The 6939-nt window shown below is 39.6% G+C and carries 8 protein-coding genes and 1 pseudogene (1 of these 9 only partly in view); 4 read left to right on the top strand and 5 right to left on the bottom strand.

Annotation, left to right across the window (positions count from 1 at the left end):
• Window positions 1-103 precede the first annotated feature (103 nt).
• Window positions 104-517, top strand: a complete 414-nt coding sequence (locus tag Q0192_RS07315; protein ID WP_299288311.1) for a hypothetical protein — start codon at window positions 104-106, stop codon at window positions 515-517.
• Window positions 510-1064, top strand: coding sequence for an NUDIX hydrolase (locus Q0192_RS07310; RefSeq protein ID WP_299288308.1), 555 nt, complete (start codon window positions 510-512; stop codon window positions 1062-1064). The genes Q0192_RS07315 and Q0192_RS07310 overlap by 8 nt, the downstream gene beginning before the upstream one ends.
• A gap of 115 nt (window positions 1065-1179) precedes the next feature.
• On the opposite strand, the gene Q0192_RS07305 is transcribed toward Q0192_RS07310, so the two are convergent.
• A complete protein-coding gene (locus Q0192_RS07305) occupies window positions 1180-1434 on the bottom strand; it encodes a CBS domain-containing protein (protein WP_299288305.1) in 255 nt (84 codons plus the stop codon).
• Between the two features lie 152 nt (window positions 1435-1586).
• Between Q0192_RS07305 and Q0192_RS07300 the strand changes: the two genes are divergently transcribed.
• Window positions 1587-2276 (top strand): cyclic nucleotide-binding domain-containing protein, encoded by a 690-nt coding sequence (locus tag Q0192_RS07300; RefSeq protein ID WP_299288301.1) that lies wholly within the window; start codon window positions 1587-1589, stop codon window positions 2274-2276.
• Window positions 2277-2499: 223 nt separating this feature from the next.
• Here the strand turns inward: Q0192_RS07300 and dnaA are convergent, their stop codons facing one another.
• Window positions 2500-3924 (bottom strand): chromosomal replication initiator protein DnaA, encoded by a 1425-nt coding sequence (dnaA, locus tag Q0192_RS07295; RefSeq protein ID WP_299288298.1) that lies wholly within the window; start codon window positions 3922-3924, stop codon window positions 2500-2502.
• 395 nt (window positions 3925-4319) lie between these two features.
• Window positions 4320-4844, bottom strand: coding sequence for a hypothetical protein (locus Q0192_RS07290; RefSeq protein ID WP_299288295.1), 525 nt, complete (start codon window positions 4842-4844; stop codon window positions 4320-4322).
• A gap of 96 nt (window positions 4845-4940) precedes the next feature.
• On the opposite strand from Q0192_RS07290, the gene Q0192_RS07285 reads away from it, so the two are divergent.
• Window positions 4941-5294 (top strand): iron-sulfur cluster assembly accessory protein, encoded by a 354-nt coding sequence (locus Q0192_RS07285; RefSeq protein ID WP_299288293.1) that lies wholly within the window; start codon window positions 4941-4943, stop codon window positions 5292-5294.
• A 54-nt stretch (window positions 5295-5348) separates the two neighbouring features.
• On the opposite strand, the gene Q0192_RS07280 is transcribed toward Q0192_RS07285, so the two are convergent.
• Complete coding sequence (locus Q0192_RS07280; RefSeq protein WP_299288291.1) at window positions 5349-6089, bottom strand: CpsB/CapC family capsule biosynthesis tyrosine phosphatase; 741 nt, start codon at window positions 6087-6089, stop codon at window positions 5349-5351.
• Window positions 6090-6091: 2 nt separating this feature from the next.
• Window positions 6092-6939, bottom strand: a pseudogene (rfbB, locus tag Q0192_RS07275) (dTDP-glucose 4,6-dehydratase); it runs 218 nt beyond the window's last position.

The following is a 6939-nucleotide window of genomic DNA, read 5'->3' as shown; positions in this document are numbered from 1 at the left end:
GATTCTGGTGGCGGCGGCGGCGGTTTCGGTGGTTTTGGCGGCTGAAGTTTTGGCGGAGGCGGATCAAGCGGAAGCTGGTGATGCTTCTTTTAGCACCTAAAAAATGATACGCAGAGATTTCATCCAGGCAGAAATTGCCAAACTGGCGCAAGCACTGGCCAAAATTTTAGGCTTAAAAGCAGTAGGAAACACGCAGGAAGCTGAAGGTTTGATCAACAAACTTTTGTTGAACGATTTTGATTTGGAGCTGGACAACTTGCTGCTGCTGGATGAAGACCAGTTTAAAAAGCTTTTGGCCGACCGAAAATATCCACCGCAAAAGCTGGATTTGCTGAGTCAGTTTTTGCTGGAAAGTATTTCTCCGTTTCAACCAACCCCTAAAACCTTTCATTTACTCGACCACATTTTGCTCATCTATCAAATATTGGAGCAGGAGCATCACACACAATCATTTGAAAATTTAAGCCGAAAGCAAAATATTCTTCAATTTTTAAATCAAAACGAACAACATGGATAACCTGAAATGGGAAACGCTTTCTACCGAATACATTATTCAAAAACCTTGGGCAACGATGCGAAAAGATACTTGCCGAATGCCAAACGGAACAATTGTAGATGATTATTACGTGTTGGAATATGCAGATTGGGCAAACGCCGTAGCGATAACCGAAAACAACGAAGTTTTATTGGTGAAGCAATACCGGCATGCAGCTGATGTGGTTTTGTTGGAAATTCCGGGCGGCGTGATTGATGCCGGCGAAGACCCGAAAACGGCCATGAAACGCGAACTGCTGGAAGAAACCGGTTATCTTTTTGAAGATATTGAGCAAATTTCTACGATGTATCCCAATCCTTCAACCGGAACAAACCGTTGTCATGTATTTTTGGCCCGCGGCGGAAAATTAGTTCAAGGCCAAAAGCTGGACGCACATGAAGAGATTATTGTTGAAAAAGTATCAATAAAAGAAGTAAAGCAATTGTTGGCCGAAGGCAAATTTGGACAGGCTTTGCACATCAGCTCTTTGTTTTATGCTTTGGTTAAACTGGGCGAAGTTAAAATGTAATGCTTCTTTTACCCTATAAAAATTGGTGTTTGCATCAACCTAAACAAATTAAAAACCAGGCAGCCACCAATTTTTAGGCGATAAAAGAAGCATCAGAACTATCTTAAGAATAATTTTAAACGGAGGTTTTTTTATTGATAGCCTTTTTTCCCTGGATCAACATTTTTAACCGTTCTCGTTTTAAAGAAATATGGGCGGTGGCATTTTCGTTTTCCTCCAACTGGCTGCTATAGCTTTCAATAATATCACGATAAGAAAGGATCCCGATAATTTTTTGATTTGTGGCAGACAGTACAGGCAATACTTCTGCGTTTTGTTTTGCCATTAATGCTACCGCCTGGCTTAAAGAAGCATTGTCTTTAACCCCCAATTTTATATGCTTCTTTTATCGCCCAAAAAACAGAAAATGTGCTATGCTTTTTGTATTTTTAAAATTAACAAACAAAAACTATCGGCATAAAAGAAGCATGACATTTTCAGATAAATTTAAAGCGGCTTGTAATAATCAGGATATCCTCAGCAATGAAAGAAATTAAGCAGGGATGCAATTTAAACGACTGCTTTTTGTGCAAGCATTGTTTAAAAGACTGGGTCCCGGCTATTGGCATCCACAAAAAAAATTTTGAGTTAAAAAAAGGGCAGCAGCTTTTTAAGGAGGGCAATGCGGTAACCGGGATCTACTTTGTGTTTTTGGGAAAGGTAAAAGTACACAAGCGGTGGGACGATGAAAAGGAACTCATTACCCGTTTTGCACAACCGGGAGACATTATAGGGCATTTAGGTTTAGGTAATGATCCCGTTTATCCCGTATCCGCTACCGCTATTGAACAAAGTATGGTTTGCTATATTGCCCTTCCATTTTTTGAATCTACCTTAAACGTTAACCCTCAACTTACCTATTCTTTGATGAAGTTTTTTGCAAACGAACTTCAGGAATCAGACAAAAGAATGCGCAACTTGGTGCATATGCCGGTTAAAGAACGCATTGCTTTGGCACTATTAACCTTAAAAAAACAATTTGGCATTAACCCGGAAGGCAGTATAGCCATCGAACTAAGCCGGCAAGACCTTTCTTCCTTTGCAGCAGTGTCTTACGAAACATTGTTTAAAGTTATCAATGAGTTTTTATTGAACGGGTTTATTGAGGTTACAGGCAAAAGCTTCAGGTTGATCAATGAAAAAGCTTTATCAGCGATGGCACTGAATATTTAAAAAACCAAAACAAGGATTTGTCAATGCTTCTTTTACCACCTAAAAATTGGCGGGCAATTAATTTGGGTTTGTCTGGAGCTAATGCAAACACCAATTTTTAGGTGGTAAAAGAAGCATTCACATTTTTTTCATGGATAATGTAAAAGCAAACCCTAATGCTTCTTTTACGACAAAAAAAAAGTCCTGACAAAAACCAGGACTTTTTTTGCAATAAACCTTTGGCTTAATTCATTTTCAGTTTCTTTTGAATATCAGCAACATAAGTTTTAAATTTCTTGTCGGTATCAATTAAATCTTCCACCGTTTGGCAAGCATAAATAACCGTTGAATGATCTCTTCCGCCAAAAAACTGCCCGATAGTTTTTAATGAACTTTTAGTGTGCGCTTTAGAAAGGTACATCGAAATTTGCCGCGCTTGTACAATTTCGCGTTTCCGGGTTGATGATTTTACCATTTCTACCGGAACTTCAAAGTAATCGCAAACCAGTTTCTGGATAGATTCCATCGAAATCTCTTTGCTCGAATTTTTGATAAAATTCTTTAACATCTGGCGGGCCAAAGCCAGATCAATTTCTTTTTTATTTAAAGTTGACTGCGCCAGCAAAGAAACCATCGCGCCTTCCAGTTCGCGCACGTTGTTGTCAATATTATGGGCAACGTATTCAATCACTTCTTGCGGCAGCTCAATTCCGTCCTGGTAAATTTTCTTTTTCAGGATCGCCATCCGCGTTTCCATGTCCGGGATTTGCAAATCGGCAGAAAGCCCCCACTTAAAGCGGGACAATAAGCGTTCTTCCAATCCGGCCAAATCTTTTGGTGATTTATCCGAAGTCAAAATAATTTGCTTGCCAGATTGGTGCAAGTGGTTAAAAATATGGAAGAAAATATCTTGTGTTTTATCACGGCCGGCAAAATTGTGAACATCATCCACAATCAAAACATCCATCGCCTGATAAAAATTTACGAAATCGTTAATGTTGTTGTTTTTTAAAGATTCGACAAACTGGGTAGTAAACTTTTCGCACGAAACATACAGCACCAGCTTCTCCGGAAAAGATTGCTTGATCTCGTTGCCGATGGCTTGCGCCAAGTGCGTCTTTCCGAGGCCCACACCACCATAAATCATCAGCGGGTTAAAAGAAGTACCGCCCGGTTTTGCAGCCACGGCATAGCCAGCAGAACGCGCCAAACGGTTGCAATCACCTTCAATAAAAGTTTCGAAAGTATAGTTCTGGTTCAACTGCGGGTCAACCTGTAACTTTCTTAATCCGGGAATTACAAAAGGGTTTTTTATGTCTTTGTTGATCGAAACCGGGATCGGCATAGACTGGTTTTTTCCTTCGCTCCCGTTTCCGTTTGATGGCATGTTGGTGGTATAAGGTTTGGCCGAAGACTGCTCCATCACAATATTGTACTCCAACCTGCCTTCTTCGCCCAACTGATTTTTTATGGTTTTACGCAATAGGCCCACATAATGTTCTTCCAGCCATTCATAAAAGAACAAACTCGGAACTTGTATTGTAAGCACACTTCCTTCCTGACGGATAGCTTTAATAGGCTCAAACCAGGTTTTAAAACTTTGTGTCGGAATGTTGTCCTTAATGATGTTAAGGCAATTATTCCAGATATTCGTACCCGTTTTTTCCATATATTTTTTACTAAATGTCGTTTTCAATGCTACCAGCCGTGTTTCTGATAAACCGGTTTGGAAGACCGAAGATTCAAAAAAAAGATGTGGAAAAAAACTAAAATTTGGGATTTTTTATAATCTGCTCAAATGCAAGCAGATAAGAAATCCACCCTGCTTTGTGCAAAAAAACCTAACAAAAACACTTTGTTATCAATTCTTTTTTTATAATGAATGTGTTTACCTTAAATTAATATTAAAAAAGGCTTTGAATTAGAACAACCTGATAATCAAAAGCTTAAATATTAATGGAATGTTAACCAGAACTTATCTAATTAAAAAAACGGTATTTTTTACGGCATAACATCCCTTTTTATAATTACTTATCCACAATACTGTTTTTATGCCTGTTGATGTTAGAAAAGCTGTCGCGCATCGTCGCGGATCAGGGCTGCGGCAACGTCATAAGGGTTGTTTTCCATCTTGCTCATCTGCTCTAAAATCAGCTTGCTGAAATCAAACCCGCTGGCATGTGGCGGCAATACTTTTACCGCACTGTTTGCCAAAGAAATGGTTTCGTTTTTTATCCGTTTTACAATTTCCCAGGCATTTGGGCTAACGTACAATTGCTGCGTGATGTTATGCTGAAATTCATTTCGGATCTCGCCCAAAACCTGGTAATGCAATTCGGTGGCGAGATAGGCAGGATCATTCAACCGCACCAATAAATTTACCGGATTGGTACGATCAACAAACAACAGCAAGCGTTCATAAGCTTGTAATTGTAAGGATTGGTGATGATTGGCGTTTGGATTTATGCTTGATACAGACTGATTTCCTAACTTATCCAAATAAGGTTTCAGCAGATAAAAAATAGCAACAATGAGGATTAAACCGGAAATGACGGTCTTGAAAATATCTAAAAAATAACTGTTAATCATAAAAAATGAATGTTGGTAATTGGTCATAAACTTTAAGTGCAACACTTAATTGTGCAATTTCGGTTATATTTGTTTTCAAATAAAAAATTTAAAAAAATGAACACTGTTATAGAAGCCGTTTCAGCACCAGTTTCCTTTACCGAAGGTGCTGTTTCTGAATTAAAAAAGCTGATTGATCAGCAGGAAATCAGCCCTGATTTTGGCCTTCGTGTGGGTGTTGAAGGCGGGGGTTGCTCCGGCATGAACTACATTTTAGGTTTCGACCAGAAAAAAGAAGGCGACCAGGAATTTGTAATTAACGGTATCAAAACTTTTATGCACAAAGCCCATGGTTTATATTTGGCCGGAATGCAAATTGATTTTCAAGACGGTTTAAATGCGCGTGGTTTTACTTTTAACAATCCAAACGCTGCCAGTACTTGTGGCTGCGGTACTTCCTTTTCTGTTTGATGCTTCTTTTACCGGCATAAAATTGCGCTGGCTAAATTGGCCAGCGCATTTTTTTTACAGCAGCAACTGGTTTTTTAATGGGTAATCAAAAAGCAGTTTTTCTAAATAAGTAGTTTTCAGCGATTTTTCTAAAGCTGCAGCATGGCGCAAATGGTGCATATCGCTGGAAATAAAATCAACCAGATTCTGATCTACCAAAGCTTCGGCCAGTTCTTTAGTTTTTGAACCATAATAGCCAGTCAAAGAAATGGTATTCAGTTGCAAATTGCAGCCCCAGCTTTTGATATTTTCACAATTTTCAATGCTCAAATACAAGTAACGTTCTGGATGGGCCAAAATTGGTTTGTAACCTTTTTCCCTTAAACTTTGAATAATCGGGATCAAGTTTGGATGAACATCAATAAACGACATTTCAAACAATAAATAATTGTCGCCCATTGTCATCACTTTGCCTTCGTCAACCAGCGTTTCAAAACCTTCGTCCAGCAAATGTTCGGCTGCTGCGGTCAGCTCAATATCAATTTGCTGTTTTTGCAGTTCGTTTTTTAAAAGTTGCAAGGCACTATCAATCGTTTCGGGCGTATTTCGGTAATAATCAATCATGATATGCGGCGTTGCAATGATTTTTTTAAAACCTAAATCCTGCATCACCTGTACCAATTCAACCGATTCTTCTAACGTTTGGGCACCATCGTCAATTCCAGGCAGCACATGCGAGTGCATATCTACCCCAACTGTACTAAAATCAAAACGTCTGCCGTGCTCTACTTTCTTTTTCCCGAAAAGCCCAAACATGGTTAGCGGTTTTCGTACTGCTCCTGATAGTATTGTTTGTAATTGCCTGAGGTGATGTTGTTTAACCAGTCTTCGTTGGTCAAATACCAATCCACGGTTTTTTCCAGGCCCTGTTCAAAAGTAACACTTGGTGTCCAGCCCAATTCGTTTTTCAGTTTAGTTGCATCAATGGCATAACGCAAATCATGGCCGGCACGGTCTTTTACATAAGTAATCAATTTGGCTGATTCACCTTCTTCGCGTCCTAATTTCTGGTCCATAATTTTGCACAGCAATTGCACCAAGTCAATATTTTTCCATTCGTTGTGGCCGCCGATGTTATACGTTTTACCTGCTTTTGCATTGTGAAAAATCACATCAATGGCGCGAGCGTGATCTTCTACCCAAAGCCAATCGCGGATGTTTTCGCCTTTTCCGTAAACCGGGATTGATTTTTTTTCCTGGATGTTGTGAATGGTTAAAGGAATTAATTTTTCGGGAAAATGGTTTGAACCGTAGTTGTTAGAACAGTTTGAGATTACGGTATCCATGCCGTAAGTATCCTGATAAGCACGCACTAAATGATCGGAACCGGCTTTGGAAGCAGAATACGGCGAATGCGGATCGTAAGCTGTTTCTTCGGTAAACATGCCGGTTTCGCCTAATGTACCATAAACTTCATCAGTAGAAACATGGTAAAAACGCGTTTTGTCGTACTTGCCTTTCCAGCATTCGCGGGCCGCGTTCAGCAAGTTTGCTGTTCCAACTACGTTCGTCATCACAAATTCTAATGGATTGGTGATCGAACGATCCACATGAGACTCGGCCGCCAAATGGATTACGGCATCCGGCTGCTCCTGCTCAAATAAAT

Origin of the sequence: uncultured Mucilaginibacter sp., from assembly GCF_937859865.1 — a bacterium.
GTDB lineage: Bacteria > Bacteroidota > Bacteroidia > Sphingobacteriales > Sphingobacteriaceae > Mucilaginibacter_A.
The sequence above is the reverse complement of the archived record's forward strand: the minus strand, read 5'-3'. Positions and strand labels throughout refer to the sequence as shown.

Bases quoted from the DNA above. Each gene is read 5' to 3' on its own strand.
- Q0192_RS07300 (WP_299288301.1), top strand. From the start codon at position 1,587: ATGAAAGAAATTAAGCAGGGATGCAATTTAAACGACTGCTTTTTGTGC.
- Q0192_RS07285 (WP_299288293.1), top strand. From the start codon at position 4,941: ATGAACACTGTTATAGAAGCCGTTTCAGCACCAGTTTCCTTTACCGAA.
- dnaA (WP_299288298.1), bottom strand. From the start codon at position 3,924: ATGGAAAAAACGGGTACGAATATCTGGAATAATTGCCTTAACATCATT.
- Q0192_RS07315 (WP_299288311.1), top strand. From the start codon at position 104: ATGATACGCAGAGATTTCATCCAGGCAGAAATTGCCAAACTGGCGCAA.
- Q0192_RS07310 (WP_299288308.1), top strand. From the start codon at position 510: ATGGATAACCTGAAATGGGAAACGCTTTCTACCGAATACATTATTCAA.
- Q0192_RS07280 (WP_299288291.1), bottom strand. From the start codon at position 6,089: ATGTTTGGGCTTTTCGGGAAAAAGAAAGTAGAGCACGGCAGACGTTTT.
- Q0192_RS07290 (WP_299288295.1), bottom strand. From the start codon at position 4,844: ATGATTAACAGTTATTTTTTAGATATTTTCAAGACCGTCATTTCCGGT.